Source organism: Curvibacter fontanus, from assembly GCF_054780335.1.
Map to the genome: position 1 here is coordinate 233,145 of NZ_BAAGWN010000012.1, position 26,999 is coordinate 260,143.

The 26,999-nt window shown below is 59.5% G+C and carries 36 protein-coding genes; 16 read left to right on the forward strand and 20 right to left on the reverse strand.

All coding sequences use genetic code 11. The annotated features are described in order from the left end of the window. Window positions 1-38 precede the first annotated feature (38 nt). The 9 genes from ACYVH8_RS08920 (at window position 39) to ACYVH8_RS08960 (ending at window position 7,077) form a co-directional block, all read left to right on the forward strand. A complete protein-coding gene (locus ACYVH8_RS08920; protein WP_460488495.1) occupies window positions 39-848 on the forward strand; it encodes a transporter substrate-binding domain-containing protein in 810 nt (269 codons plus the stop codon). Window positions 849-872: 24 nt separating this feature from the next. After that, window positions 873-1,808 (forward strand): amidohydrolase family protein, encoded by a 936-nt coding sequence (locus ACYVH8_RS08925; protein WP_460488496.1) that lies wholly within the window; start codon window positions 873-875, stop codon window positions 1,806-1,808. A gap of 112 nt (window positions 1,809-1,920) precedes the next feature. After that, window positions 1,921-2,361 carry a protocatechuate 4,5-dioxygenase subunit alpha gene (gene ligA, locus ACYVH8_RS08930; RefSeq protein ID WP_460488497.1) on the forward strand — a complete coding sequence of 147 codons (441 nt, stop codon included), beginning with the start codon at window positions 1,921-1,923 and terminating at the stop codon, window positions 2,359-2,361. Between the two features lie 17 nt (window positions 2,362-2,378). After that, window positions 2,379-3,251 carry a class III extradiol dioxygenase subunit beta gene (locus ACYVH8_RS08935; RefSeq protein WP_460488498.1) on the forward strand — a complete coding sequence of 291 codons (873 nt, stop codon included), beginning with the start codon at window positions 2,379-2,381 and terminating at the stop codon, window positions 3,249-3,251. Window positions 3,252-3,359: 108 nt separating this feature from the next. Then, window positions 3,360-4,307, forward strand: a complete 948-nt coding sequence (locus ACYVH8_RS08940; protein WP_460488499.1) for a Gfo/Idh/MocA family oxidoreductase — start codon at window positions 3,360-3,362, stop codon at window positions 4,305-4,307. A 147-nt stretch (window positions 4,308-4,454) separates the two neighbouring features. Further along, window positions 4,455-5,462, forward strand: coding sequence for an aldo/keto reductase (locus ACYVH8_RS08945; RefSeq protein ID WP_460488500.1), 1,008 nt, complete (start codon window positions 4,455-4,457; stop codon window positions 5,460-5,462). Window positions 5,463-5,541: 79 nt separating this feature from the next. Beyond that, window positions 5,542-6,255, forward strand: coding sequence for an alpha/beta fold hydrolase (locus ACYVH8_RS08950; protein WP_460488501.1), 714 nt, complete (start codon window positions 5,542-5,544; stop codon window positions 6,253-6,255). 99 nt (window positions 6,256-6,354) lie between these two features. Next, on the forward strand, window positions 6,355-6,843 hold the full coding sequence (locus ACYVH8_RS08955; RefSeq protein ID WP_460488502.1) for a hypothetical protein: 489 nt from the start codon (window positions 6,355-6,357) through the stop codon (window positions 6,841-6,843). Between the two features lie 42 nt (window positions 6,844-6,885). Beyond that, window positions 6,886-7,077 (forward strand): hypothetical protein, encoded by a 192-nt coding sequence (locus ACYVH8_RS08960; RefSeq protein ID WP_460488503.1) that lies wholly within the window; start codon window positions 6,886-6,888, stop codon window positions 7,075-7,077. A 14-nt stretch (window positions 7,078-7,091) separates the two neighbouring features. On the opposite strand, the gene ACYVH8_RS08965 is transcribed toward ACYVH8_RS08960, so the two are convergent. After that, on the reverse strand, window positions 7,092-8,327 hold the full coding sequence (locus ACYVH8_RS08965; protein ID WP_460488504.1) for an NAD(P)/FAD-dependent oxidoreductase: 1,236 nt from the start codon (window positions 8,325-8,327) through the stop codon (window positions 7,092-7,094). A 58-nt stretch (window positions 8,328-8,385) separates the two neighbouring features. On the opposite strand from ACYVH8_RS08965, the gene ACYVH8_RS08970 reads away from it, so the two are divergent. Beyond that, entirely contained in the window at window positions 8,386-8,556 is a 171-nt protein-coding gene (locus ACYVH8_RS08970; protein WP_460488505.1) for a hypothetical protein, read from the forward strand. Window positions 8,557-8,632: 76 nt separating this feature from the next. On the opposite strand, the gene tolA is transcribed toward ACYVH8_RS08970, so the two are convergent. The 5 genes from tolA to ACYVH8_RS08995 form a co-directional block, all read right to left on the reverse strand. Next, window positions 8,633-9,454 (reverse strand): cell envelope integrity protein TolA, encoded by an 822-nt coding sequence (gene tolA, locus ACYVH8_RS08975; RefSeq protein ID WP_460488506.1) that lies wholly within the window; start codon window positions 9,452-9,454, stop codon window positions 8,633-8,635. Window positions 9,455-9,467: 13 nt separating this feature from the next. Further along, window positions 9,468-9,896 (reverse strand): ExbD/TolR family protein, encoded by a 429-nt coding sequence (locus ACYVH8_RS08980; RefSeq protein ID WP_460488507.1) that lies wholly within the window; start codon window positions 9,894-9,896, stop codon window positions 9,468-9,470. Between the two features lie 11 nt (window positions 9,897-9,907). Beyond that, window positions 9,908-10,609: a protein TolQ gene (gene tolQ / locus ACYVH8_RS08985; RefSeq protein ID WP_460488508.1), complete on the reverse strand. Its 702-nt coding sequence runs from the start codon at window positions 10,607-10,609 to the stop codon at window positions 9,908-9,910. Continuing rightward, window positions 10,606-10,956 carry a YbgC/FadM family acyl-CoA thioesterase gene (locus tag ACYVH8_RS08990; RefSeq protein ID WP_460488600.1) on the reverse strand — a complete coding sequence of 117 codons (351 nt, stop codon included), beginning with the start codon at window positions 10,954-10,956 and terminating at the stop codon, window positions 10,606-10,608. Before ACYVH8_RS08990 ends, tolQ begins: the two co-directional genes overlap by 4 nt. A 256-nt stretch (window positions 10,957-11,212) precedes the next feature. After that, a complete protein-coding gene (locus ACYVH8_RS08995) occupies window positions 11,213-11,410 on the reverse strand; it encodes a helix-turn-helix domain-containing protein (RefSeq protein ID WP_460488509.1) in 198 nt (65 codons plus the stop codon). A gap of 125 nt (window positions 11,411-11,535) precedes the next feature. Here ACYVH8_RS08995 and ACYVH8_RS09000 point away from each other — a divergent pair, with 125 nt between their 5' ends. The 4 genes from ACYVH8_RS09000 to ACYVH8_RS09015 are packed head-to-tail and all read left to right on the forward strand — an operon-like array spanning window position 11,536 to window position 13,688. Beyond that, window positions 11,536-11,934, forward strand: a complete 399-nt coding sequence (locus ACYVH8_RS09000) for a hypothetical protein (RefSeq protein WP_460488510.1) — start codon at window positions 11,536-11,538, stop codon at window positions 11,932-11,934. 34 nt (window positions 11,935-11,968) lie between these two features. Beyond that, a complete protein-coding gene (locus ACYVH8_RS09005; RefSeq protein WP_460488511.1) occupies window positions 11,969-12,319 on the forward strand; it encodes a hypothetical protein in 351 nt (116 codons plus the stop codon). A gap of 34 nt (window positions 12,320-12,353) precedes the next feature. Next, a complete protein-coding gene (locus tag ACYVH8_RS09010) occupies window positions 12,354-12,878 on the forward strand; it encodes an HAD domain-containing protein (protein WP_460488512.1) in 525 nt (174 codons plus the stop codon). A 45-nt stretch (window positions 12,879-12,923) separates the two neighbouring features. Next, a complete protein-coding gene (locus ACYVH8_RS09015) occupies window positions 12,924-13,688 on the forward strand; it encodes a metallophosphoesterase family protein (protein WP_460488513.1) in 765 nt (254 codons plus the stop codon). On the opposite strand, the gene ACYVH8_RS09020 is transcribed toward ACYVH8_RS09015, so the two are convergent. Next, window positions 13,639-13,872, reverse strand: coding sequence for an HAD domain-containing protein (locus ACYVH8_RS09020; protein WP_460488601.1), 234 nt, complete (start codon window positions 13,870-13,872; stop codon window positions 13,639-13,641). The genes ACYVH8_RS09015 and ACYVH8_RS09020 overlap by 50 nt on opposite strands. A gap of 142 nt (window positions 13,873-14,014) precedes the next feature. Between ACYVH8_RS09020 and ACYVH8_RS09025 the strand changes: the two genes are divergently transcribed. Beyond that, window positions 14,015-14,344 carry a hypothetical protein gene (locus ACYVH8_RS09025; RefSeq protein WP_460488514.1) on the forward strand — a complete coding sequence of 110 codons (330 nt, stop codon included), beginning with the start codon at window positions 14,015-14,017 and terminating at the stop codon, window positions 14,342-14,344. Between the two features lie 142 nt (window positions 14,345-14,486). Here ACYVH8_RS09025 and ACYVH8_RS09030 read toward each other — a convergent pair whose 3' ends face one another. The 6 genes from ACYVH8_RS09030 to ACYVH8_RS09055 all read right to left on the reverse strand — a co-directional run bounded on the left by ACYVH8_RS09030 (window position 14,487) and on the right by ACYVH8_RS09055 (window position 18,303). Beyond that, window positions 14,487-14,891 (reverse strand): DUF6527 family protein, encoded by a 405-nt coding sequence (locus ACYVH8_RS09030; RefSeq protein ID WP_460488515.1) that lies wholly within the window; start codon window positions 14,889-14,891, stop codon window positions 14,487-14,489. After that, window positions 14,888-16,075: a ThiF family adenylyltransferase gene (locus ACYVH8_RS09035; RefSeq protein ID WP_460488516.1), complete on the reverse strand. Its 1,188-nt coding sequence runs from the start codon at window positions 16,073-16,075 to the stop codon at window positions 14,888-14,890. Before ACYVH8_RS09035 ends, ACYVH8_RS09030 begins: the two co-directional genes overlap by 4 nt. Beyond that, a complete protein-coding gene (locus ACYVH8_RS09040) occupies window positions 16,035-16,274 on the reverse strand; it encodes a multiubiquitin domain-containing protein (RefSeq protein WP_460488517.1) in 240 nt (79 codons plus the stop codon). The genes ACYVH8_RS09035 and ACYVH8_RS09040 overlap by 41 nt, the downstream gene beginning before the upstream one ends. 88 nt (window positions 16,275-16,362) lie before the next feature. Then, window positions 16,363-16,848: a hypothetical protein gene (locus ACYVH8_RS09045; RefSeq protein ID WP_460488518.1), complete on the reverse strand. Its 486-nt coding sequence runs from the start codon at window positions 16,846-16,848 to the stop codon at window positions 16,363-16,365. Window positions 16,849-16,873: 25 nt separating this feature from the next. Continuing rightward, on the reverse strand, window positions 16,874-17,992 hold the full coding sequence (locus tag ACYVH8_RS09050; RefSeq protein WP_460488519.1) for a HigA family addiction module antitoxin: 1,119 nt from the start codon (window positions 17,990-17,992) through the stop codon (window positions 16,874-16,876). Window positions 17,993-18,006: 14 nt separating this feature from the next. Further along, window positions 18,007-18,303, reverse strand: coding sequence for a type II toxin-antitoxin system RelE/ParE family toxin (locus ACYVH8_RS09055; protein ID WP_460488520.1), 297 nt, complete (start codon window positions 18,301-18,303; stop codon window positions 18,007-18,009). 181 nt (window positions 18,304-18,484) lie between these two features. On the opposite strand from ACYVH8_RS09055, the gene ACYVH8_RS09060 reads away from it, so the two are divergent. Next, a complete protein-coding gene (locus tag ACYVH8_RS09060; RefSeq protein WP_460488521.1) occupies window positions 18,485-19,174 on the forward strand; it encodes an ImmA/IrrE family metallo-endopeptidase in 690 nt (229 codons plus the stop codon). Between the two features lie 279 nt (window positions 19,175-19,453). On the opposite strand, the gene ACYVH8_RS09065 is transcribed toward ACYVH8_RS09060, so the two are convergent. The 7 genes from ACYVH8_RS09065 to ACYVH8_RS09095 form a co-directional block, all read right to left on the reverse strand. Further along, window positions 19,454-19,942, reverse strand: coding sequence for a hypothetical protein (locus ACYVH8_RS09065; protein ID WP_460488522.1), 489 nt, complete (start codon window positions 19,940-19,942; stop codon window positions 19,454-19,456). After that, window positions 19,914-21,944 carry a hypothetical protein gene (locus ACYVH8_RS09070; RefSeq protein ID WP_460488523.1) on the reverse strand — a complete coding sequence of 677 codons (2,031 nt, stop codon included), beginning with the start codon at window positions 21,942-21,944 and terminating at the stop codon, window positions 19,914-19,916. Before ACYVH8_RS09070 ends, ACYVH8_RS09065 begins: the two co-directional genes overlap by 29 nt. Window positions 21,945-21,976: 32 nt before the next feature. After that, entirely contained in the window at window positions 21,977-23,701 is a 1,725-nt protein-coding gene (locus tag ACYVH8_RS09075; protein ID WP_460488524.1) for a site-specific integrase, read from the reverse strand. Continuing rightward, window positions 23,694-24,617, reverse strand: coding sequence for a hypothetical protein (locus ACYVH8_RS09080; RefSeq protein WP_460488525.1), 924 nt, complete (start codon window positions 24,615-24,617; stop codon window positions 23,694-23,696). Before ACYVH8_RS09080 ends, ACYVH8_RS09075 begins: the two co-directional genes overlap by 8 nt. A 547-nt stretch (window positions 24,618-25,164) precedes the next feature. Beyond that, the gene (locus tag ACYVH8_RS09085; protein ID WP_460488526.1) at window positions 25,165-25,584 is read right to left on the reverse strand and encodes an acyl-CoA thioesterase; all 420 of its coding nucleotides are present in this window, start codon (window positions 25,582-25,584) and stop codon (window positions 25,165-25,167) included. A 60-nt stretch (window positions 25,585-25,644) separates the two neighbouring features. Beyond that, window positions 25,645-25,782: a hypothetical protein gene (locus ACYVH8_RS09090; protein WP_460488527.1), complete on the reverse strand. Its 138-nt coding sequence runs from the start codon at window positions 25,780-25,782 to the stop codon at window positions 25,645-25,647. Then, window positions 25,779-26,987, reverse strand: a complete 1,209-nt coding sequence (locus tag ACYVH8_RS09095; RefSeq protein WP_460488528.1) for a pyridoxal phosphate-dependent aminotransferase — start codon at window positions 26,985-26,987, stop codon at window positions 25,779-25,781. The genes ACYVH8_RS09090 and ACYVH8_RS09095 overlap by 4 nt, the downstream gene beginning before the upstream one ends. Window positions 26,988-26,999: the final 12 nt, after the last annotated feature.

Consider the following 26,999-nt stretch of genomic DNA (forward strand, 5'->3'; position numbering starts at 1 on the left):
TGACCGTTCGTTCTTCATCATCCGAGAGGGGATACGCCATGAACATGTTGCGCAGAACCTGGTTCACGGGCCTGCTGGCGGGCATCACGCTGCTGGCCGGCTGTGCCGTCACGCCGCCGCCGGCGCCCACGCCCGAAGCGCGTGTGGTGCTCACGCCCACGGGCGTGCTGCGCGTGGGCGTTTATGCGGGCAGCCCGACCTCGCTGGTGGTGGACAAGAGCGGGCGCAATGCCGGTGTGGCCCATGACCTGGGCAAGGAGCTGGCGCGCTGGCTGAACTCGCCCTTCGAACTGGTCGAATTCAATCGCATCGCCGAGGTGATCGAGGCCATGAAGGCCGGCCAGGTGGATTTCACCTTCACCAACGCCACCGAGGCGCGTGCGCGTGAGGTGGACTTCACCCTGCCGCTCGTGAGCCTGGAGCTGGGCTACCTGGCGCCGCCCGGCAGCAAGCTGCGCAGCGCGAACGAGATCGACCGCGTGGGTGTCAAGGTCGGTGTCAGCGAAGGCAGCACGTCGCAGGGCGTGCTCAGCCGCGCCTACAAGCAGGCCCAGGTCGCGCCCATGCCTTCGCTCAAGACGGCCATCGAGCAGCTCAAGCTGGGCAAGATCGACGCCTTCGCCACCAACAAGGGCATCCTCTTCGAGATGTCCGACAACCTTTCCGGCTCACGCGTGCTGGACGGCCGCTGGGGCCTGGAGAACCTGGCCATCGCCGTGCCCAAGGGCCGCCAGGCCGGTCTGTCCTACCTGAGCCACTTCGCGCTGACCGTGCGCCGCGACGGCACCCTGCAGTCGGCCATCGATCGCGCCGGCCTGCGCGGCACGGTCGAACCGGCCATGCGCTGAACACAAAAATCATCCGAGAGAACCATGAGCAAACCCCCCACAGGCCCCTTCGAGAAAACCGCCGGCTGGCTGGACTGGTACACCGGCCCGAGCAAGCCGCGCTTCCAGCTGCCCGTGGGCGCAGTGGACGCGCACTGCCACGTTTTCGGCCCGGGCGCCGAGTTCCCCTACGCCCCCGAGCGCAAGTACACGCCCTGCGACGCGAGCAAGGCGCAGCTCTTCGCCCTGCGCGACCACCTGGGTTTCGCGCGCAACGTCATCGTGCAGGCTACCTGCCACGGCGCCGACAACCGCGCCCTGGTGGATGCCTGCCTGTCGTCCAATGGCAAGGCGCGCGGCGTGGCCACCGTCCGGCGCAGCGTGACGGACGAGGAGCTGCGGAAGCTGCACGCCGCCGGCGTGCGCGGCGTGCGCTTCAACTTCGTCAAGCGCCTGGTGGACTTCACGCCCAAGGACGAGCTGCTGGAGATCGCCGGCCGCATCCACAAGCTGGGCTGGCATGTGGTGATCTACTTCGAGGCCGTGGACCTGCCCGAGCTGTGGGACTTTTTCACCGCGCTGCCCACCACGGTGGTGGTGGACCACATGGGCCGCCCCGACGTGAGCAAGCCCGTGGACGGGCCTGAGTTCGCGCTGTTCCTCAAGTTCATGCGCGAGCACCGGAACGTCTGGAGCAAGGTGAGCTGCCCCGAGCGCCTGTCGGTCGCCGGCCCCAAGGCCCTGAACGGCGAGCAGGCCGCCTACCGCGACGTGGTGCCCTTTGCGAAGCGCATCGTGCAGGAGTTCCCGGACCGCGTGCTCTGGGGCACCGACTGGCCGCACCCGAATCTGAAGGACCACATGCCCGACGACGGTCTGCTGGTGGACTTCATCCCCCATATCGCGCCCACGGCCGAGCTGCAGCGCAAGCTGCTGGTGGACAACCCCATGCGCCTGTACTGGAATGACGAAGTGAAATGATTTCATCCCCTCTCCCTCTGGGAGAGGGTTAGGGTGAGGGTTGCTCCGGCGAGAGGCCCTCACCCCCGCCCTCTCCCATGGGGAGAGGGAGTTCAACGAGAAAGGAATTTTCATGTCCCTCGACAAACCCTATCTGGACGTGCCCGGCACGACCATCTTCGACGCCGAGCAATCGCGCAAGGGCTACTGGCTCAACCAGTTCTGCATGAGCCTGATGAAGGCCGAGAACCGCGAACGCTTCAAGGCCGACCAGCGCAAATACCTGGACGAATGGCCCATGACCGAAGAGCAGAAGCAGGCCGTGCTGGCTGCCGATCTCAACAAGGCCATCTCCCTGGGCGGCAACATCTACTTCCTGGCCAAGCTGGGCGCCACGCACGGCAAGAGCTTCCAGCAGATGGCCGGTTCCATGACCGGCATGACCGAGGAGGAGTACCGGGACATGATGATCCAGGGCGGCCGCTCCGCCGAAGGCAACCGTGTGGTCGGCGAAAACGGAACAGCCCAGGCAAAGAACCAGCCCCAGGGCCACGGCACCGGCAAGCTGCTTTGAATTTGAGAAAGACTGACATGGCCAAGATCACCGCATCCGTCTACACCTCGCACGTGCCCGCCATCGGCGCGGCCATCGACCTGGGCAAGACCCACGAACCCTATTGGCAACCCCTGTTCGCCGGCTACGAGCCCGGCAAGCAATGGTTCCAGCAGAACAAGCCCGACGTCATCTTCCTGGTCTACAACGACCACGCCACGGCTTTCAGCCTGGAGATGATTCCCACCTTCGCCATCGGTACCGCCGCCGAATACCAGCCCGCCGACGAGGGCTGGGGCCCGCGCCCCGTGCCCAAGGTCCAGGGCCATCCGGACCTGGCCGCGCACATCGCGCAGTCCGTGATCCAGCAGGACTTCGACCTCACCATCGTCAACAAGATGGATGTGGACCATGGCCTGACCGTGCCCCTGTCCCTGGTCTGCGGCACACCCGACAAGGCCAGCTTCGAGTGGCCCTGCCCGGTGATCCCCTTCGCCGTCAACGTGGTGCAGTACCCCGTGCCCAGCGGCCGTCGCTGCTTCGAGCTGGGCAAGGCCATCCGCCGCGCCATCGAGTCCTATGACGAGCCGCTCAATGTGCAGATCTGGGGCACGGGTGGCATGAGCCACCAGCTGCAGGGCCCGCGCGCCGGCCTGATCAACAAGGCATGGGACAACGCCTTCCTCGACGAGATGATCGCCAGCCCCGAGACCCTGGCCAGCAAGCCGCACATCGACTACGTGCGCGAGGCCGGCAGCGAAGGCATCGAACTCGTGATGTGGCTCATTGCGCGCGGCGCAATGAGCGACGTGGCCGGCAAGGGCAAGGCGCCCAAGGTCGCGCACCGCTTCTACCATGTGCCCGCGTCGAACACGGCGGTGGGCCACCTGATCCTCGAAAACCAAGCGTAACTCCCTCACCCTCTGGGGAGGGCAGGGGTGGGGGCTGGCGAACGAAGGACCCTCACCCTGACCCTCTCCCAAAGGGAGAGGGGAAACAAAACTGATTGGAGAAAACACATGACCATCAAAGTCGCACTCGCCGGCGCCGGTGCCTTCGGCATCAAGCACCTGGACGGCATCAAGAACATCGAGGACGTGGAGGTCGTCTCGCTTGTCAGCCGCGAACTGGAGAAAACCAGGGAAGTGGCCGACAAGTACGGCATCAAGCACGTCACCACCGATCTGGCCGACAGTCTCAAGATCAAGGAAGTGGACGCGGTCATCCTGTGCACGCCCACGCAGATGCACGCCGCGCAGGTCAAGGCCTGCCTGGAAGCCGGCAAGCATGTGGAGGTGGAAATCCCCCTGTGCGACGTGCTCAAGGAGGGCGAGGAAGTCCTGGCCCTGCAGAAGAAGACCGGCCTGGTCGCCATGTGCGGCCACACCCGTCGTTTCAACCCCAGCCATCAGTACGTGCACAAGAAAATCAAGGCCGGCGAGTTCAACATCCAGCAGATGGACGTGCAGACCTATTTCTTCCGCCGCACGAACATGAACGCCCTGGGCCAGGCCCGCAGCTGGACCGACCACCTGCTGTGGCACCACGCCGCCCACACCGTGGACCTGTTCGCCTACCAGTGCGGCAGCCCCATCGTGAAGGCCAACGCCATCCAGGGTCCCATCCACCCCGTGCTGGGCATCGCCATGGACATGAGCATCCAGCTCAAGGCCGCCAACGGCGCCATCTGCACGCTGAGCCTGTCCTTCAACAACGACGGCCCCCTGGGCACCTTCTTCCGCTACATCGGCGACACGGCCACCTACCTGGCCCGTTACGACGACCTGTTTACGGCCAAGGACGAGAAGATCGACGTCAGCAAGGTGGACGTCTCCATGAACGGCATCGAGCTGCAGGACCGCGAGTTCTTCGCCGCCATCCGCGAAGGCCGCGAGCCCAATTCCAGCCTGGCCCAGGTGCTGCCCTGCTACCGGGTGCTGCACCAGCTGGAGCAACAGCTGGCCTGATCATGATGCGAGCGATTTTTCCCGTTCGGACTGAGTTTGTCGAAGTCCTGGCGATTCGCTGCCCAACGACCGGCTCAGGGCGAACGGATGGGCTCGCCATCAGCGTCGACGTGCTCTGACCCCTTCGTATTTCTGCGAGGAACAAGCATGCAAGAACGCAAGATCGGTCCTTTCCAGGTGTCGGCTCTGGCCTTGGGCTGCATGAGCCTGAGCCACGCCTACGGCCAGCCGCCGTCGCCCGAGCACGGCGAGCGTGTGCTGCTCAGCGCGCTGGACGCGGGTGTCACCCTGTTCGACACCGCCGCGCTCTATGGCTTCGGCGCCAACGAAACCCTGGTGGGCCGCGCGCTCAAGGCGCACCGCAGCAAGATCACCCTGGCCAGCAAGGGTGGCATGGCCGGCGTGGACGTGGCGGGTGACGGCAAGCTCGTGCGCGTGATCGACGGCCGGCCCGAGAGCATCCGCCGTGATTGCGAGAGCAGCCTGCGCCGCCTGGGCACCGATGTGATCGACCTCTATTACCTGCACCGTTGGGACAAGAAGGTGCCTGTGGAGGACAGCGTGGGTGAACTCTCGCGCCTGGTCGAGCGCGGCCATGTGCGCGCCATCGGCCTGAGTGAAGTGTCGGCCGCCACCGTGCGCAAGGCCCACGCCGTGCACCCGATTGCCGCCGTGCAGACCGAGTACTCGCTGTGGACACGCAACCCCGAGATCGCCGTGCTGCAGGCCTGCCGCGACATCGGCGCCGCCTTCGTGGCCTTCAGCCCGGTGGCGCGCGGTTTCCTCACGGGCAAGCTGCGCGATGTGCAGGCGCTCGACGCCAAAGACATCCGCCACGGCATGCCGCGCTTCGAGCCGGCCCACTACGCGGGCAACCTCAAGCTGCTGCCGGCCTACGAGGCTGTGGCGCATGAAGCAGGCTGCACCCCGGCCCAACTGGCCCTGGCCTGGCTGCTGCACAAGGCGCCGCACATCATCCCGCTCTTCGGCACCACCAGCCTCGATCATCTGGCCGAGAACCTGGCCGCCGCCGACGTGAAGCTCAGCCCGGCGCTGATGGCCCAGGCCGAGGCCGTGGTCAACCAGCAGACCGTGGTGGGCAACCGCTACAGCGAACAGAGCAACCGCGAAGTCGATACGGAAGTCTTCGCCTGAACAACCGTTCGGACTGAGCCCGGCCCATACCGTTCGGGCTGAGCCTGTCGAAGCCCAGCGATCCACAGAGAGCTTAGCCATGCCCACCACCCTCATGCTTCTGCCCGGCCTCAACTGCGACGCCGCCGTCTGGGCCCCGCAGGTCGCCGCGCTCCGTGGCCAAGCGCATTGCGTCGTGCCCGCCTGGGGCCTGCATGACAGTCTTACCGCCATGGCCCGGCAGGTGCTGGACGAAGCACCGACCGAACGCTTCAGCATGGCCGGCCATTCCATGGGCGGCCGGGTGGCGCTGGAAGTCATGCGCCTGGCCCCGCAGCGCGTGGAGCGCCTGGCCCTGCTGGACACGGGCACGCACCCGCTGGCAGCGGGTGAGGCGGGCGAGAAGGAGCGGGCAGGGCGTATGGCCCTGCTCAAGATTGCACAGGCGCAGGGCATGCGTGTCATGGCCCAGGAGTGGGCCAAGGGCATGGTGCACCCGGACCGCATCGGCGGCCCCATCTTCGAAGAAGTGCTGGCCATGTTCGACCGCGGCAGCGCCACGCAGTACGCCGCGCAGATCAACGCGCTGCTGAACCGGTTTGACGCCGCCCCACTGCTACCGGGCATTACGTGCCCCACGCTGGTCCTGACAGGTCGTCAGGACGCCTGGAGCGGCCCAGCCCAGCACGAAGCCATGGCCGCCGCCATCCCTGGCGCGCAGCTCGTCATCGTGGAAGACAGCGGCCATATGACGACCATGGAGCAGCCGCAGGCAGTGAGTGCGGCGCTGACGACTTGGCTGCGGCTTCCGTGAAGCCCGCTGATGCGGCGTTCCGGTCAGGGTTGGGTTGTGAGACGATCCTCATCCACCTGCCAAGGTTGTCTCCAGACTCATTCAAATTTAAGGTGAACCATGTGGCCATTTAAGAAAAAGGCTTCTGCCTTAGCTGTTGTCTCAGAAATTGTCAGTGGTGACCAAAACAAAGCATTGCTCGCGGAGTTCGGATTAAAGGTTGATGATTTGCAGGTTTTACTCCTTGAACATGCCCTGTTGCTACTGGCTGTAAGATTTCTTCCCGTCTCGCCTGTGTGGGAGGTAGCGATTGGCAATTCGCTTGCATTAAATTGTGCTGAATACGATCCACAAAACAAATTGAGACTTGGTTTGGTGCTCTATCAGTACCCGTTCGACGAAAGCCCTTTCGATAAAGCGTCGTTCTATGGAAGCAATAACAGCGTTTGTCGTCCAATTGTCAAAGTGGTCGAGTACTTCTACATACTGAACGCAATTCAACCGGACAGAATGCAAGTTCTTACGCATGCCATGATGTGTACTGGAACCTTGGTTGCTGCCGCAAAGGTGATCACTGGTGTTGAGAAGTCAATGACAGTTGGACCATGAGAGGAAGTCGCTGCCAATCGCATATGTCAAGGAGATCGCGTGATGCCGAGCTATGGAATCCACACCAGTAACCTCCCCGCCACCATCGCCATCGAGTTCCTATCGGCTGAACACGTGGCCGAGCAGCAGCAAGGCAGGCAGAGCCAACAGCAACTGGCCGATATCGTTGCCGTTGACTGGAATGCAGTCTATGCGGTCGTTGGTTCGTTTGCCGACGAACACAGCACGCTTTGATGGTGTGAAGCACCTTACTTCGGCACCAGCCCGTTCAGATCAAACGCCACATCCCCCGCCTGCTGCGGTGTGGGCGAGATGCCCGCATCCATGAGCTTGCGCACCAGCAGGTGGTCCTTGGGGGTGTTGACGTTGTCGATGGCGATCAGCTTGTCGCTCTTGTAGTGGAAGAGGCTGAAGGCAGCGCTGGCCAGGTCGCCGCGTAACACCTGCTGGTCGGCGCCGGCGGACAGGCCCGCCATCTGCAGCTTCTTGTCGTACTGGTCGCTCCAGAACCAGGGGGTGGCGGTGAAGGGGCGCTCCTGGCCCAGCAGGGCGGCGGCGGCGCTCTTGCCTTGTTCGGTGGCGTTGTTCACCGACTCCAGGCGCAGCAGGCTGCCGTCGGGCAGGCGGCGCGCGGTGCAGTCGCCGGCGGCCACGATGTGCGGGTCGCTGGTGCGGCCGCAGGCGTCCACCACGATGCCGCGCTCGCACTCCAGGCCGGCGGCGCGCGCGAGTTCGTCGTTGGCGTTCACGCCGATGCCGATGAGCACCAGGCCGGCGGGGTGGACGGTGCCGTCGTTCAGACGCACGCCGGTCACGTTGTGGGCCGCGTCATGTTCGATGGCGGCGATCTGCGCACCCAGCACCAGCTGTACGCCGTGGCCGCGGTGCAGTTGGGCATACCAGTCCGAGAGCAGGGGCTGCAGCACACGGCCCAGCAGGCGCGGCGCGGCTTCCAGCACGGTGACGGCCAGGCCTTTTTTGCGCGCGGTGGCCGCCACTTCCAGGCCGATGAAACCGCCGCCGATGACGAGCAGGGACCGGTTGTTCTCCAGGCACACGGTCATGCGCCGGGCGATGGCGTCGGCGTCGTCGCGCGTGCGCAGGGCCAGCACGCCTTGCGCCGTGCTGCCGGGCAGGGGCAGGGTGCGCGGCGTGGCGCCGGTGGCCAGCAGCAGACCGCCGTAGGGCAGGGTGCTGCCATCGGCCAGCGTCACGGTCTTGGCGGCGCGGGCTATGGCCGTGACCTGGCAGCCGGTGCGCAGCTCGATGGCCTTGCCCGCCAGCATCTCGGGCGTGCGCATGGGCAGGCGTGAGGCATCCATCTCGCCGGCCAGCCAGGCCTTGGAGAGCGGGGGGCGGTGGTAGGGGCCGTGGGCTTCGTCGCCGAGGAGGGTGAGGGGGCCGGTGTAGCCGCCGCTGCGCAGGGCTTCGGCGGCCATGATGGCGGCCTGGCCGGCGCCGATGATGAGGATGGGTGCGTTCATGCCCGCCATCTTAGTGGGCTGGTGACGATGCGTTTGGAAATTCCCGTTCGGGTTGAGCTTGTCGAAGCTTGTGCTGAGCAAGGCCGAAAGGCCCTTCGACAAGCTCAGGGCGAGCGGAGTCGAGTGGGCTGCGGCCGGCGGCTCCGGCATGCGCCGGGTCGGCAGCAATTGCCATATCCCGATTTCCAGCGCGGCCACGGCGGCACTGGCGCTGGAGACGGTGGATTGATCAAGCTGAAGTGCGTGCCACCTCGTGCCGCCGAACGACGGCTTCAAGCGCCCGGGCAGTCCAAGCCGGGCTTTTTTTAGTCCTTGAGGCGGAAGACGATGGTCATGGGAGAGGGAACCTGTCCCTCTTCGTTGCGCGGCAGGGTGTCCGTCTTGTCGATGGCCTTGAGCACTGCCTCGTCCCAGTTGGGGACACCGCTGCTCTTGATCAGCTTGCGCCCGACGATGGTGCCGTCAGGTGAGGTGCGCACTTCCACTTCGGCGCTCGGGTTGGTGGCGATTTCGTCGGGGAAGACGATGTTGGGCTTGATGCGTGCGCGGATGCGGCCGGCGTAGCTGGACGAGATGCCGGATGACTTCTGGGCTGTGCCGGTGGCATTGGGCGCGCCCGTGGCGCCGGCCAGGCCGGCCATGCGCTTGAGGTTTTCCTGGCGATCTTTTTCGCGCTGCTTGGCTTCTGCTTCTTCCTTGCGCCTGGCTTCGAGTTCCTTTTTTTTCTTTTCTTCGGCCAGCTTCTTCTCGCGTTCCAGCTTTTCACGCGCCAGCTTTTCCCGTTCCAGCCGCGCCTGTTCCAGCTTTTCCTTGGCCTGGCGTTCCTTTTCGCGGGCCAGGGCGATGTCGGCCTCGCTCTGGCGCGGTTCCTCGACCTTGGGCGGCGGGGGGGCGGGTTCAGGGACCGGCTCGGGTACGGGCTCGACCAGCTTGGGGGCCGCCTGTTGCGGCACGGAAGACCAGAGCTCGGCTTCGACCGAGAGGCTGGTGTCGCTGCGGCGCCAGTTCACGCCCCAGGTCAAGGCGGCCAGCAGCAGGCCGTGGATCAGCAGGGCCAGGCCGTAGGCGCGCAACAGGCCCTGGCGCTGTACCGGCGGGTTGAAATCGAAACGGCTGGCGACGTACATCAGGCCCTGCCCGTCAGTTGACCATCTGCACCGACAGGCCCACGCGCTGCACACCGGCGCGTTGCAGCGTGTCCATGACCCGGACCACGGTTTCGTACTTGACGCTCTTGTCCGCGCTGATGACCACGGCGCTGCTGGCGTCCTTGCCGGCGTCGGACTGCGCCCGCTTGACGTTGGCGGCCAGTTCACCGAGCCTGAGGCGCGTGCTGTTGTCCTGTGTGCGCAGCGTGAGGGCCTCGTCCTTGCCGACGATGATCTCGATCACCTGGTCGGGTTTGCGCGCGGCCTTGCCCACGCTGGGCAGGTCCACCACGCTGGGGGTGATGAGCGGGGCGGTGACCATGAAGATGATGAGCAGCACCAGCATCACGTCGATGAAAGGCACCATATTGATCTCGTTGATGGTGCGCCGTCCGCGCCCGCGACTGACCAGGGTGGGCATGGTCGTCTCCCTTAATGGACGGAAGCCGGCGAGGCGGGTTGCGCGCCGACGTTGCGCTGCAGGATGTTGGAGAACTCCTCGATGAAGGTCTCCAGCATGATGGCCACGCGGTCGATCTCGCGCGCGAAGCGGTTGTAGGCCACCACGGCGGGGATGGCGGCGAACAGGCCGATAGCAGTGGCCACCAGGGCCTCGGCGATGCCGGGGGCCACGGTGGCCAGCGTCACCTGCTGCAGCGAGGCCAGGCCGGTGAAGGCGTGCATGATGCCCCAGACCGTGCCGAACAGGCCTACGTAGGGCGAGACCGAGCCCACCGAGGCCAGGAAGGAGAGGTTGGTTTCCACCACGTCCATCTCGCGCTGGAAGTTGGCGCGCATGGCGCGGCGTGCGCCGTCGAGCAGGGTGCCGGCGTCGGTGATGCGGCGCTCGCGCAGCTTCTGGTATTCGCGCAGGCCGCTGACGAAGATGCGTTCCATGGGGCCGCTGGCATGGCCCTTCTGGGCTGCCGTGGCGTACAGGGTGTTGAGATTGGCGCCGGACCAGAAGTCGCGCTCGAACTGTTCGTTGAGTTCGCGCACGCGCCGCAGCGAGAAGAGCTTGCTGAAGATGGCGGCCCAGCTGGTGATGGACACCAGCAGCAGCAGCAGCATGACGGCCTGCACGACCCAGCTGGCGTGCAGCACGAGTTGGATGATGGAAAGGTCTTGGCTCATTGAAGTGTTTCCAGAATGCTGCCGGGAATTCTTTCAGGTTTCATGCTGTTTGCGGACACCCAGCCGATGCGGATGCGGCCTTCGCACAACAGTTCAGGCTCGCCTCCCGTCTTGCGCCAAGCCTGCTGCGCAATTGTGAGGGATGCGCGGCCGCTTTCCTGCAGCCGGGCTGTAACCAATAGTTCGTCGTCCAGCCGCGCCGGGCGGTGGTATTTGACGGCGGTTTCGCTCACCACGAACATGCCCCCGGTCTGCTCGCGCAGGGCCTGCTGGCCGATGCCCAGCGAACGCAGCCATTCGGTGCGGGCGCGCTCGAAGAACTTGAGGTAGTTGGCGTAGAAGACGATGCCGCCGGCACCGAGATACCGGCGTGTTTATAAGGCATGGACAAATGAAAAGATGTTCAAAAACAAATAGTTAGGAAGATGCTGGAATGTCCATGGGGCGATCAACTTTAAGCGGATTTATGGCGTTTGATGTCCATGCCAATGAGTAGTCAAGCCAACCTTTAAGGCCGCTAAGTAGCGCTGGGATTGCTTGATTTTGCAGCAGAGCTCAACAAGTTGACGCGGGAGAAGACATTAATGCTTGACGTCAACCTCTTCAATCAACTGTTAACGGTGGTGAGAGCAATAACGCTACGTCAACTTTTAATGCATTGGCGATCTTTTCGATGTTGTCGATGGAGACGTTGCGTTCCGACCTCTCAATCCCACCTATGTAAGTTCTGTCTAGGCCGGCAAGGTGGGCCAAGGCTTCTTGCGACAGACCAGCACTTAGTCGAACGACACGCATCTGCATAGCGAGTCGTCCACGCGCAGAGATGTGAAACTTTCTACTACTGGACATTTGCCCGGTAGCATCTCTGCATTGACGACTTTACGTCTACGGACTATAAGTATCATTTTTCAGATTATGGAGTTCAGATGTTGCAGACATTGAGACCAAAATCGACAACTGAGCTGGCGTCGCTCAGTAGGTTTGCTGAGAGCAGGCCCGTGGAAGAGCTCCTTCCTTCAAAGTTAAGTGAGCCGATCCTGTTGTCCCTTGCGTTGGATCTTCGCCGTGTCGAATTGATGGTGAAACAGGACGCCGAAGCTTCGAGCAGCCTGAGCGTAGCGGTGTATCTCGTTGTGAAGTACCTCATGCTTCTGGCATCTCCGAAAGGAGATCGCGAGATATCGATTCCAGAGGAGTCACTCTTTCAGGCCGTACAGATCCTCTCAATTACCGTGGAACGCGAGATCGTGACGAGAATCATTGGAGTAAGTGACCAGAATGGAGATGAATACCTTTTAAGCGCGTTGAAAACGATAAAGGTTTAGTCTCTTTCCGGCTGATATTCGCTTAAGAAAAGCCATGGCAGACGTTCCAGCCGACTTTCCTCGTGGGTGCACCGCGCCAACGGTTCCTGGAGCTCAACCCAAATTCATTGCCAGAAAGATTGATGGCCGCTATGTGGTTGGACTAACCGAATCTGAATTGCACGAACGATGGGTTTATTGCGAAGACCTGGCTCAACAGTTGGCAGAGCGGACACGACGCAAGCAGGCAGCCGGCCTCGTTCCCGACCTGGATGACTTCTACCGAGAAACCGAGCATCGTGTCCGCGGTCAAGGTTGGGACCTCAGCAACGACGAGGTGATCTGGCTGATGAAGCGTACGCGCGCCCTCGCGGAGGATTCCGCGCCATCCTCTCTTGGACGCTAGTCTTGTACTAGCCGCCAATCTCCAGAGCTCCGTCGTGCTCGACCGAAAAGTCAAAGGGCTGAGCCTGCCGCTCCTTTACCTGGACTTCGACGGCGTCCTTCACCCTGAGTATTGCTACTGGCATCCTCGCAAAGGCCCCTACCTCAAGGCTCCTGGCCACAGCCTGTTCGAACATCTCGCTTTACTGGAACGACTGCTCGAGCCCCATCCCGAAGTCTTGATCGTGCTTTCCACCAACTGGGTACAGACCTACCAGTTCAGCGAAACTGCTCGAAAGCTCGGACCGGCTCTTCGAACTCGGGTGATCGGAGCAACCTTTCACACGGGGATGGACAAGGACAACTTCAATAGCATGCCACGAGGCCTCCAAGTAGCGGGAGATGTGGCACGGCGTCTACCGTCCTCATGGGTGGCCCTGGATGACGATCCCACAGGCTGGCCAGCCGATGCCCAGGACAAACTGGTCCGGACTCACGGGCTCCATGGCCTTGGAGAGGAACGGGCGCAGTTGGCGTTGCAGATCAAGCTGCATGCGCTGGCTGCAAACAAGCCCTCTTGAACCCCCATCAGGACGAATCGTGGTGACAGATTGTTGAAACAGGACATGGACAACGTCCGCACCACCGAATTTGACCGAGACCGGGCCGACGCATTGCGGCGGATCTGGTTCGTAGGCGACGTGCACGGGGAGTTCAAATACCTGGCCCAGACCTTGTTACAAGCCCAACTACGACCGCGCTGGATCGTGTTTGTCGGTGACATCGACATCTTCCATAAACCCTTTCGGGAGATCCTGGAGCCACTGCGGCGGTTCGATCCACATCTGGGCATAGCATTCATTCACGGCAATCACGACGCAGATACCCACCAGCATTGGGAGATGCTTCACGACGCCGGCGATGCGATCGTGTTTCACGGACTAGTCGCGAACCTTTCCGGCATTTGGGTGGCGGGTCTCGGAGGTCACTTTCTCCGGCCTATCTGGATGCCACCGGCAAGCCCGGCCTTCGCCACCCAGCAGGCCGCCATGCGCGGCGATGTGTTTAAGTTTCGAGGAGGTCAGCGCCCATCTCCGGAATATCTCGCAGCCATCTACCCGGACGATCTGGACCGTCTTGCAGCCGAACATGCTGACATTCTGGTAACCCATGAGGCGCCCAGCTGTCATCCCCGTGGTTTTGAGGTTCTGGATGACCTGGCACGACGAATGGGCGTGGTCAGGAGCTTTCATGGCCACCACCATGATGACCTGACTGCTGAGTATGCCCGGCACCGTAGCAGGCTTGGTTTTCATGCCATCGGACTGCGCTATTGCCAGATCAAGAATGCGCTGGGAGAAGAGATCTTTGCAGGGTTACCTGGCTGGTGATGCTTTGACCACGCCTCGTGGGAGAGTGCAGGCGCCATGAGGAGGACCAGACGAGCCACACTTGAGGATATTGCCGCATCAGACTCTCAAAACTTTGAAGATGACAGAATTCGAGTTCGGGTCCTACGCCTTCAGGACGCAGGATGCCATCGAAATCAAGAAAGAGGTAGAGGTTGGTTCGTATTGCCTGTGGTGATGTACGTCGCGAAGTCGATTTCGGCCCAGAGTGCTTCTAACGTTGCATCTAAATATTAAGGTTGGAACTAAATATCGGGCCTTCTAAGTGATCCCTAGCGAGTGCACAATCCTCAGGATTGGAGAACTAGATGAGTGACCGTACCGACAAGTTTTCAATACTCTATCTGAGTCGCAGGAATCTTGAGGCGCTGTTGGCAAAGCTAAATCGGCGTTCTAATGGCGAGGACACATATTGCGCGATTATTAAGACCCAGCAAGCCTCTCCCGTGTACAAGCAGACGATGCACGAGATTCTGGTAGTTGCTGTCGACAACGACGAGTACTACTTATCGCAAGCCCGTCCTGCTGGCGAGATGCATCCACTGGACGAAGCAACTCTGGACTCACCGTTGACTGAAGTACGCGATTGCTCGACTAGACTCGAAGCACAAAAGCCGGCCAAACGTGGACCGGTATAGGCTGGTTGCCGTCACTCGCTGCCAGCCAGTCGAAGGACGGCTTCGAGCCCATAGCGAACGGTCACCAGCCAGCGGTGCGCAACCACGTTGAGGAAAACCGACCAAATGGAGGTATCGGTAGGCGCTCTTTCAAGGCATTCCACTAGCGACCGAACCACGACTTGAACCAATCCGCACAGCGGCGCAAGAAGGAAGATTTCGCCTTCCGCTTCTTGTCCTGTTCGACGTGGCGGCGTACCTGAGATTGCATGACCCGATCAACCGTTTCCTTGGACCATCGCTGTGCCCATTCCACCTGGCCCTTCCGAATAAAGAAGTGAGACAAGCAAGGAGCGTCTGAAACTAGTATGGAAGGGGTGACAGTGGGCAGTCCGCTCTCTATAACAAGTTGGTGCTGGTCCAGCAAATTCAGCATGACCCTGTGACCGCACCCGCACGCGCAGGCCAAAGCGGCCATTTCGAAGCGTCGGCTGTAATGGAACTCAAATGGCCCTACCTGAGGCGGGAGCCTTTCGTTCTCGATGATGCGATATACACCGCTGCTCATTCTGCTGTATCCATCGCCATCCCGGCAAGATCGAATACCACGGAGTGCGAATCGGTCAGGCGATCAAAGAATCCCATGTGCTGCTTGAACCGAATCACGGCAATCGCGGCGTTGAGCGCGTTGAGTTCAGCAATCTGAGGCTGATTCCTATATTCACGATCATGGGCGTTTTGTGCGGGCAAGTGCTGCGTGCCATTGAGTTTGTCAAAATCGCCACGCTTGCCGCCAGCGGTACGAACAAATCCGTACAAGCCGTTTGCGCCCTTATTCAACCCCATGCCCACGTCTACAAACGGCACTGAAGCGCTGTGGCAGGCCTGAGCGATGATTTGCCGAGACGGGGCATCATCGACACACACGAAGACGAAGTCGAACCCATTCAGACAAGCGATATTGTTTTGATCGACGCGTTCGACATGCGGTTTGATACCGCCATGAAATTGGCTGTAGGCCCCAGCCAATGCTTCGACCTTGGGTATGCCCAGATGTTTTTCACCATAGACCCCGGGAAGTCGGAAGAGCGTGTGCACATGGACGATGTCGTCGTCGAACAGGTGGATCTCCTCAAGATGGGTTTTGGCGATGTAGTCCAACACATACGCGCCCGTGCCGCCGCACCCGATGATGGCCACCTTGTGCTTACGCAACTTGTGCGACAGATCCACCACTCCTTCACGAGCAGACAGCGTGTCAGGAAATTTCAATGGACTCAGCGCCGCCTCAAGGTGCTTCTTCAGGGCGCGTCGGGGCGTGACGTCGGGATACTTATGAACCGCCGGCGAAGAAATCAAGGCAAGATACTGGTTGATCTTTTCCTCGATGGAATCGTACTGCCTCATCCCTTCCGGTTTGCTGGAAAGCATTCTGTTGCCGACGATATGCTCCGACACAGTGCGAACCTCTTCTGAAGTACCCGCGCTGATCTTCAACCCATCGATATTGCACGGTATCTCGCCCGCAAAGTAGACCTTATGGTCCGATGGGCGGTCGATCAAGTATTCTTCGCGCAGATCTAATGGACAGATCATGTCGAGATATTTCAGCTCGCCCGAGGCGTTCAGATAGGGTACGCCAAAGATGACGAGATGCGCGTTAATGAACCCTACGTCATAGCCCTGTTTGACCAGTTTGTCGACGAACGGATTACGACTCGCCAGTGCCTGTAATTCGGAAGTCCATGCCATCTTTCACCATCACTTCTCCGCCCGGAGGCAGGGTACCAGTCAAGTTATCAGAATTGCCTTTGTAGTATTTAACGATGTAGTTTGTTCCTGTGGCGCCGGGGAACGCCATCGCAATCAGCGTCGCATACGAAATTTTCTGGTGCGGCACCACAAGGTCAACCGTGTTCACGGAAATGGTAACTGTCTTGTTATCAGGCATGAATTTCTCCAACTGATTTGTGCATTGATTCGAAACAAGTTGCTAAGGAAGCACAGAGAAAATCCTTTGGGCACAGAGTCAGTCGAGCTCACGCTGCCTTCTTGGTCTGAAGCGGCAACTGTAGCTCTTCAACGTCCAGCGTGAAGTCAAGGGGAACCTGGATGGGCTGTTGATTCGCACACTTAAAGTTGTAGACGTCCACGTCAGTCTTGAGTTGATAACAGTCGCCGACGATTTGCTGGCGCCGCTGTGCAAAGGACTTCACGAAATGGTCGCGAGGAGCCTTGTCATCGTCAATGTCGGCCCAGAGCGACATGGACTTCTCGCCTTTTTTGAATCGCACGGCATGCTTCGCGCGGTATCGCTGGCCGTTCTCGCTAGTACGGAACTCCTCCCGAAAGAACTGCGAGATGTCCGACGCTATTGCATCCACAACCGTGCGAATACTCGGCTTGTGCAGCCCTCGCTGGTATGCCCACTCGGCCACCGCGTGCGGGTCGAGCAGGCCGTCGCGGCCAACCTCTTCTTGGTAACGCTCAATATAGGACTTCACCTGATTCGCATAAGCCGACATAGCAACTCCTAACGGAATGTTGTGATTACTCGGAGAACGAACCCCAGCCATCGGTGTCGGCCGACGGCAGCACCAAAGCTCGTACCTTGACTTGATACTTGCGCAAGAAGTCATGGCGACCCAGCTTGCGCTGGAGCTGCCCGACCACTAATCCCGGATGCACGTTGATCCGCTGTGCAAAGCGAAGTACCTTCTCCTCGGAGAAATACGGCTGCACACGGGCGATGAAATTCTCAATTTCAGCGGAAGACACGCAGAACTCCGCCCCCGCTGCGTTGGCTAACCGTTCACATTCAGGCAGCTCTGCGTTGTCCTCCCCAACATCTGTGTCAATGACAGCTTGGCTATTGGCCTTCCCATCCTCTCGCAGCACGTGCTCAATCTCGTGCCTCAAAACGAACCAGAAGTTATCAATCCGGTCAAAGCGCAGCGTCATACCAATAACCGGCTTGTCATCCTCAAGCCAAAAGCAAGCACCGTCCATCTTTGAGCCAGCCATGGGCTCCACCAGTGCAAGTCGAACACCCGCCTCTGCAAGAATGCGAGGCACATGGCGAACCTCCTCAGGCGAGAGGGTTAACGCCTTGAGCTTGTCCAGTGCTGCCAAGAGTTTGGCTCGTGAGTAGGCCTGCACCACCTGTTGGCTCGCCATGGCCTTTACACGGAATAGCCAAGCCAACTGCAGCGGAGTGGCATCTAAGGTCGCATAGGTCTTCTTCGCGCTGTGGCAGAGCACAGGCTCTGCCGACATGTCCGGGATAGAAAAGAAAGCGCAAAAGCGCTGCTCCAAGACATCCATGTTTTCGCTCGCCCGAACCCACCCGCGGCGAAGCATTTCCCGCACAGGGAACTTGTCGTACAGCCGAGCCTTGCGTGCAACGTTATCGTTGGATAGCTTGACTTTGGAAAGCTGATATTGGCTTTCCAGGTTCATCCAATAGTCCGGCGATGTGCCAAAGGCGCCTGCCAAGCCCGTGGCTGTTTCGGGTGTGATGGCGCGCTTTCCAGCAATGAGCTCGCTAATAAGGCGGGGCGGCCGGTCAAGAATATCTGCCAGCTCCTGCTGGCTCCACTCCCGCGCTTCCAGCTCCTCCCGCAGGAACTCTCCAGGCGGAAATATTTCAGCAGGCACGCGTGTGTTCATGGTCTCTCCAATTTCTAGTGATAGTCAACAATTTCAACAATCCCGATGATCTTGCAGGGGTGGTCACCTCGAATCTCCAATATCAGTCGCCATTGCAAGTTCAGACGTATCGAATGTTGTCCTTCTCTGTTCCCCTTGAGTTTTTCAAAGTACAACGACCTCACAGCCAGAAAATCGCGCTCATCCCTAAAGGCTCGAATCTGCTGCATCCGCTTCCGAAAGGCGCGCACGATCTCCTGCGAGTGCCCGGCAGTAAACCGCGCGTCGGTCTCCAGACGATCTAGGTCGTCATCGTCGAACTCAACTTCCATGGACAGCGAGTCTAAGGTGAAATGGCAAACATGTCAAGTACACCATTACACATGGTGTAATGGTGTACTTTTAAGTAAAAATGGATGCGCGGCAGCAATTCAGAAACACTATAGGTAGTGAGAAATCGGTCAAAACACACTACATGTAGCGTATTTCTGTGGTTTCCGCTACATTGTTAGCATGAACAGCAGCGTATATCGCATCGACCCCGAGCAAACGGCGCGGACGTTGCAACTTGAGCTGTGGGATCGACAGTGCGCCCTTTGGCCTGGTGAAAAAGTTACGCCCCTGGACGTCTGTGACCCTTGGGTTGCCGCCAAATATCTAGACTTTGAAGTTCAAGAAGGGTGGCTGAGCAGCGAGACAACGCGACAAGGATTCCAGTTAGGCGGGTTCATAAATCGCCCGGCGAAGCTGATTGCGGTCTCTTCTGAGCAAAAGCCACGTACGAAGCTCTTCACTCTCGCCCATGAAGTTGGGCACTTGCTCATGCATCCGGGTCTTCACCATCATCGGGAGCAACCGATGCATGGCCTGACCGAGCCGCGTGAGCCCACCGATCAGAAGGAACGTCAAGCGAACCACTTCGCTGGCTGCTTCCTCGTGCCTGAGAAGCAGCTTCGCCTCGCTTTTAATGCGAGCTTCGGCGTCAAGGATTTGAAGCTGACAGACACCATTGCATGGGAATTGCTTGGGGCCAGCTATACGTCCTTGATGAACTCCCCCTACCCCTCGCTTGCTTTTGAGCGAGTGGTCGCGCAAGCCAAGCGCTTTAACGGTCACCAGTTCAGCGCCCTTAACGACCTCTTCCAAGTTTCACCTACCACGATGGCGATTCGTCTGCGTCAGACTGGTCTGGTGTATCGCTAGAGAAAGATTAAGGCTACTCACTCGTGCTACCGAAATGACCACTTCATGGTCGTAACCGGACGGTCAGAATTCCAAAGTGACAGACTGCAATCGCTGCAACACGGTCTTACCTTTACCTATTCAATGCGGCTTCAGAATACTGTTCAGTATTTGTGCCAAGTGCGCCCCCGCCTCTGCCAATTGGAAAAGCATCACAGGCGTGTATTTCTGTACATAAGCGGCATCGAGCTTCGTATCGGGATACACACCATAGCAACGGGGCAAGTGAAACGGGCTGAATTATTCAGGTCGACGATGGCCGTTTTCCGGGATACCGTGAATGGCTTTTGGCTTGGCAGCGGTCATGGGCAGAATGCGGGCGCGTGGCTGCATGTCTTCTAGCTGTGCCACCAAGTCTCTCACGCGTAAGGTGAGGTTTATGATCATTTCATCTGCCTCGACCAGCCGTGAGACCGCGTCGTCGCGTTCTACCTTGAGGCTGGCAATTGTCTCGGTTTTGCTCCGTGAGGCTTGGCGGGCTTTGAGAAGGCGTTGGCGCTCAGAAGTCGGGCGTTCATGTCCTTGCGTGGCGAGATAGGCCTGGATATCTTCGATGAGATTAGGGAATCGCGATTTGCGCAATGCTGAAGGGTCGCAGCCGGCTTCCCTGGCGACGTTGTTTTGGCTCACCAGGGCGCCTGCAGGCAAGACCTGGGGCCGCCCGGCTTTCAGGCGTTCAAAAGCCTCTCTGAATTTGGTCTCAGCAGTTTTGGGCTTGTACGTGGGCATAGTATTTCTCGATAGACAGCTTCTCGCCTTGTAGGGCGTGGCAGCGTGGGGAATCAGGGTGAACCACTGCCAGTTGAGCGTCAACGGCCTTCTCATATCGCTTGATGTTGTCAGTTTTTGTCACGTCCAGCAGCAAGTCGGGGCAGCCCTTGCCGTTATCCCCACCAAGGCAATGCGTGATGGATTCAATACCGCCATAGGGGCAGGGGCGTGCATTGAAGCAAAAGCCCGCTCGGATTTTGCGAGCACTGATATCACCTCGCTTAATCACCTTGATAAGAGCAGCGGCATCCTTCTCGTTGATTAAGTTCACGATGGAGGCCTTTCGTGCTTCGCCCAACGGGCTTACAAACTGGGTGCCTGATATTGTGCTCAAGGCACGCGCCTGATCCTCGTACATAGCTTTGAGATAGAGCGCGCGCGTCTCTTCATTGAGTGCCAGACGGGCGCTATTGCGGCCGTAGTAGAGCGTCATCACGCGAGTTTGGTGCTTAAGTTGTACTTGAAGCGATGGGTCATCCACCAGTCCCGAACTCTGCATGTTGACTGCCCCGGTGCGGCGCAACTGATGCCAAGCGAAGGGCCACACCGTCCCGATTTTGAAAGTCTCTTCGTCCAAGGTCGGCGTGATCATCCGTGCAATCCGAAGATCCTCTGCAGTAATGGTGATTTGCGCACTGTCCAGAAGCAGTGGGTAAGCGGTAAGCACCTGTTGGTAATCCCAAGCCTGTGGCCTCGTCCGATAGGGCTTGGAATTGCCTCTGCTCCAAGGTTCGTATTGGTAAGAGATCAAGTAGGGATTCGCTTCGTCTTCTTTGGTGATGCCCAGGCCACCACGCCCTCGAGCACAGTGCATGCGCAGGGCAGAGATGTGCTTCATGACGTTGATCGCGAGTGTTGCACTCTTTGACACAGGCCAACGTGCATCCGAGTCGGAGTCTGTCTTGGTCGTTTCTCCAACCAGCATGGGAATGTCACCAAACTTCTCGTCATGTTCAAGCAAGAGGCAGTCTGAGCGCAAGCTGTAGCCCTCTTCGATGCGCATAAGCGAGAAGTTGATCAAGTGGGCAAGGCCGGCTTTTGACACAAGATCAAGGTACTGCGAAAGCTTTTTTATCTGATTTTCACCAACCTCACCAGCGAACGGCCCTATCCATTCCTCCAACAGTTCTGTGATTCCGAAGCGGTCGGCTGTCAGTTTAAACGGGCCAAGGTATGTGAAAGAACCGGTGGATTTCTTGATTCGGAACGGCGTACTATATTTATCAGCTCGCTCAGTCAGAGCGGACTTTCGTGCGCTGCGGTTATGGGCATAAGCCTCCACACAAAACCGAAAGCAGTCCTCAATGCGCTCGCGGTGCTTGGTATAGGCCTGCAGGCACTCCCGCAGCCTGTTGAGCTGATAGACCCAGATGCGCGAGGGGATGTAAGGCGTTTGTTCCTTCTCGTGGCCGGGTTTCATCTTGGCAAGTCGAGCTAGGCCGTCTCGGTTGAGCAAGCAAAAGCCCAGGTGTTCTCTGACGCCCAGCAGGTCGTGAAGGATGGAGATGATCTTGTAGAAATTCGAGGGAGGCACCTTTGCAGCTACCTTGTCGATCACCGCTTCAAAACGCATCAGGTTGCTTGCCAAGATGCCTTCTTGGCTGCAGACGACAAATAGAGGTTTGATGGTATGGAATTTGTCTTGAAGCGATCCGGGCGTGCGGCAACCACGCGGGCCAGCCATGAACCAGGTCGTGCAATGGCGCAAGAGGTCGGCATTTTGGGTGTCAATGGATGCACCTCGGTTCGTTTTACCATCCCCAAAATTCAGTTTGCACGGCTTGCCTGCCCACACATCCAGCGGCCAGATGGAGTCGCTGTACAGGCAAACCGGTTTACCCTGGGCATCTAGTATGGGGGCCCAGTCTGGTGGCGGAGGCCAGCTCGGAGGGCGAAAATTGTTGGCTTGCGGATGTACCGTGGGGCTGACAATCTGCAAGCCCAGCAGGTCAAGGTTCATGATGGTTTCCGATTGGAATCAAATGATCGCAATTACAGGCTCTCGATGAAGTCGGCCCAGGCCGGGTGATAACGCCCCTCTTCCAGCCGAAGCAGGGCTTCCTTTACCCATTCGGCGCGTTCAGGGGTGCTTGCTTGAATGAAGTCCAGCTTGGCCGTGATTCGCTCGATAGCAAGATCTGATGGGTGTTGGGACGGGTTCTTTGACTCCGCATGGCCCTGAGCGCCCAGTTCAAAAGACTTGAGCAGGCGAAAACTCGCTAGGGACCACACATGGTCGAGGCTATCAATATCGCGCTGGTGGACGCAAAACAGGCATCCAGCGGGCGTCGTACAGTCAGGCTGGGTTGCGGTGGGTGGCATATCTGCCACTGGCTCAGCGGCCTTGCCCGCGCAGGAGCCGGGGCCAAGTGGAGCAAGGGCCGGGTCATACTTCGCCCAAAACACCTGCGTTTGTATCATGGCCCGCTGCAGGCTTGGCTTCTCATACACACCCAGCAGTGTCCGTTTGTCATGCTGCTTCTCATCGGCGGTGAGGTCGGGGTCGCCGGTTCGGCGCAACATCCAGTTGACATTGGTGTTGCGCAGCGCCTGGGGGCCTATGTATTTGACCCCGGCGCGCTTGCATGCATCATTGATCGAGGTAAACGCCGGCGGTTCGTCCAATCGGCGTCGCGCTGGGGTGCCGCCTTTGCCGAGTAAAGGGAACAGCAGCCCGTCGGGGTCGCCTGGGAAGATGGCTTTGCGCCACTGAAGGAAACGCTCAAAAACTGCGCGGTATCCTCCGTAGATCTTGAAGATCACCGGGCCCCAGCGGCGGTGCTTGTAAGTACGGATTTCGTAGCCATGATCGCAAGACTTGTAGCGCCACTCGTCCGCACGCAGTTGGTCCATACGCAGTTGATGGGCTTGGGCGAGGTTTACAGCCGGCTGCCCCATTAGCATGAGCATCTCTGCCATGATGCGCAAATTGATGAGCGAATAGCGTGTCCGATACGACTTTTCACCTTGCCAAGCAGCCCGATTCTGTGCCGCACGCTTAGCTTTGGATGGCCATTTTGGCGGCTTCAGTGTATTGGAGCGCTTGAGACCGGACCACTCTTCGATGGTATTGCCGTTGCGCAGCCGGATCTGCAGCGGCAGTGGCCCCCAAATGGCATCGACCGAGAGAGCGTCGGATAAGTCCAGCAAGAAGTGCCCAAATGCGAAGGTCTCCTCAAGGTTCTGCTTGTCGGCCTTGGGGCTGACAGCCCGAGGGGGCGCCTTTGGCTTTATGAGTCGGGTGGTCTTGAGGAGGGGGCTGCTTCGCTCCAAAACCTTGTCCAAGGCCCAGCCGACTCTGGAACCGTACTGATGGGCGGATATTTCTTTGAGATTACGAACGACGCGAACTCGGTGCAAGAGCGCGTCGCACCAATGTCGATAGTTTTGCTCAGCGGTTGCAAGGCTTAAATTTGAGCCGGTGGTTTCATCAGCCCATTGAAAAAACAGCTTCAGTTTATTAAGGCAGGACAGGACAGTCGCCCTTCGACCGCCGCCCTCTAGATAGTTCAACAGACTTTCACGAAGCAACCGAACCAACTCGATGCGCTCAAGCAAGGGGCGCCCCAGCTTGCCTGCCTCTATTAACGGAGCTACGTCATTCGCGCGCACCTCCGCCCCGCCTTTGTAGAGCCACGGCAGCAAGTCCCAGGGTGTTTCATGTGGCCCAAATGTCACGCCGGGAAATTTTAGGTCGGGTACATGCACATCAAGCATGGCCATTTCGCCCGCGTTTACTTAGTCCGAGGAAAGCGTCGCTATACGCGTTGGCGACCTCTGCCTTCATGGGTTCCTGCTGGACGAACTTGATGTACTTGAGGGTTGTGCTTACGTCTTTATGCAGCATAAGGGCACTGACAAGACCGATCACTTCCTTCTCGGTCGCGCCCGCTTTGGACAGCAACAGCGAGGTCAACGAGGTTCCAAAGGTGGCCCGTGTCATGTGAAAGTGAAAATGCTTGGCAAACGTCAGACCGGCCGTCGCGGCCTTGCGCCGCAAATCCACCATGGCCCGGCCTATTGCGGTGCCCGAGCCAGAGTCTCGGTCTGCATAGCGACGCCCATAACGGGTCAGGAACACCAGTTCCTTGTCCTCAGGAGCTGCCAGGGCCTCGCGTTTAAGTCGGCGCACACCAGCCACATAGTGGCGCAGTTCTTCTAGCAATGCGGCAGGTATAACGATTTGGCCAGATACGTTGAACTTGGTAGTGACATGGGGGCGATGCCCTGGGCCTACGGACAGGTAAAACAGTCCTGGCTCCTTAGGATCTGACACGGCGTTGTCCAGCGTGCCGCGCTTGAGGTCGGCGATTGTCTCAACTCGGGCGCCAGAGAAGAATCCCAATTTGAGCATCAAATCAATTTCTTGACTAACGTTGCCCGCCCGCCCGGTGAAGGTCAGCAACTCCTGTCGGTACTCATCTGTAAGCGGTGTCAAACCATTTTCCAACTTGAGCCCGTGCTGAGCACGGTTTGGAATCGCTAAGTCGGTACTTTGCCTGACCATGGTTCGCTCAAAGCCTACCGAATTGGAAAACCGAAGGACTACTTGGCGCTCCTTCCACATGGGCATTTCACGACTGATGAGCCCGTACACTTGGATAAATCGGTAAAAGTGAATCGTGGCGTTCATGCGATGGGTCGCTGTTGATGGTAACAACAAGCCTAGCGTGTCCCTCTGGTCGATCAAGTGCTTGCGCCAGCGGACGAGCACACGGTCTCGCTCCAGCATCGGAAAGTGGCGCCAATCCAACTCTTGGTCTTCAAGCCACTGAGCGTACTTGTGGAGATGGCTGAGGTTCGAACGTACCGTCTTGATGTTCGTTACGCCATTGGTTGCTCGAATGAATGCCCAGAGATTCGCCTCCCTCCAACTCGCCCCGTCAGCCCAAACGATTTGAGGCAGTCCCCGGATGGGGCGAAGCGATCGATCTGCCTCACGCCGCAGATCACCAACCTCGTTCACGATAATTCGATGGGGGGTGTAATGAATATGTTCTAGAGAGGCCATTAGCTGATCACACCTGAACGAACGAACTCGTAGAGAGTGAATTTTCCAATTTTGAAGCGTTGTGCAAGGGCAGCTGGTGAGGTACTTCGGTCTGTCATCAGAGCGGGCATTTACGGTACTAGAGCAACGTCGAGCATGCATTGCCCATGCTCCGTTTGTCCGGCAACGTTCATGGAATCAAAGGCCCAAGAACGCCTTCTAGCTCAACTGGTATCTCAGGACGCCCGCGAGCATTTAGAGCTGTGCCCGTGACCAAAGCGCTCAACATGACTTGCCCATCGGTTGAACGCTGGATCTCCTGGGTGAATTGAAGGCGCAGGCGCCCTTTCCTCTGAAGCTCTGTGCGAACGATGAAGGTGTCCCCGCTGGTTAGAGGGGCCTTGAAGTCAGCCTCAATGCGGGTGACAACCAAGAAGATGCCGCGCTTGGCTAGGTCGCCAAATCGGATATCCATGCTACCAAGCAGCTCATGTCGAGCATGTTCAAGGTAGTTGAGATAGACCGCGTTGTTGACGACATGACCCATGTCGCATTCGTAGTCTCGGACCTTGAGCTCAATATTTAGGCTACGGATAGAGGTGTCTAGCATGGAGCTCGTAAATCATGGAAAAGTCCATAGCGTAACATCACGCCATTCGCATATCCATGCCTACAACACGCTCGTATCGGTGTCTTCCCAGTAGACGCGGATCGGCAGGCTGAATATCCGTTCGCCCTGAGGCGGTCGTTGGGCTTCGACAGGCTCAGCCTGAGCGGTGCTGGACGAAACATCGATCTGGTGATTCATCTCAGTAGTGTGCGTAGTCGCTCCACCGCGGCCTGCAACTGGGGCAGGGCGCTGGCGGTGGAGAAGCGGATGTAGTGCTGCGTCTCGGCCGTGCCGAAGTCGCGCCCGGGTGTAACGGCTACATGGGCCTCTTGCATGAGGGCGAAGCTCAGCTCCCAGCTGCCCATGACGCTGGCGGCACTCCCCAATTTTTTGCCGAGTTTGTGGCAGGCCTGCGTGCAGTCGGCCCAGGCGTAGAAAGCCCCGTCGGGCATCACGGGCACCTTCAGGCCCAGCTCGTTGAGGGCCGGGATGAAGAAGTCGCGCCGGGCCTTGAACTCGGCGCGGCGGCGTTCGTATTCGGCCAGGCTGTCGGGCTCGAAGCAGGCCAGGGCGGCGTGCTGGGCGATGGTGCTGGGGCAGATGTAGAGGTTCTGGGCCAGGCGCTCGACCACGGGCACCAGTTCTTCCGGCAGCACCAGCCAGCCCAGGCGCCAGCCGGTCATGCTGAAGTATTTGCTGAAGCTGTTGATCGAGATGATGTGGTCGTCGATGGCCAGCGCGCTGTGGCCGTAGCGTTCGTCGTAGCTCAGGCCCAGGTAGATCTCGTCGACCAGGGTGATGCCGCCGTGTTCTTTCACCACTTCATGGATGCGGCGCAGTTCGGCCGGATCGATCGAGGTGCCCGTGGGATTGGAGGGCGAGGCCAGCAGCACGCCACGGGTCTGCGGCCCCCAGGCGGCGCGCACCTGCCCGGCGCTGAGCTGGAAGCGTTCTGCGGGACCGGCAGGAATGAGCCGTGCCGTGCCCTCGGCAGCGCTGACGAAGTGCCGGTTGCAGGGGTAGCTCGGGTCCGGCATCAGGATCTCGTCGCCGGCCTCGATCAGCGCCAGGCAGGCCAGTTGCAGGGCGGCCGAGGCGCCGGCCGTGACGACGATACGGCTCGCGGGGACGTTCAGGCCATAGCGTTGCGCATACCAGCCGCTGATGCGTTCGCGCAGGGCGGGCAGGCCGGTGGCGTCGGTGTACTGGCTGCGGCCGGCGCGCACGGCGCGTTCGGCCGCCTCCTGCACCAGCGGCGGGGCCGTGAAATCCGGCTCGCCGATGTTCAGGAAGATCATGGGCGCGATGCCCTGCGCCGCTTCGCGCGCCAGGGCCGAGGCGGCCTTGGCCACCTCCATCACGTAGAAGGGTTCGATCTTCTGTGCTCGGGAGGAGATTTTCATGGGCGAGCAAGC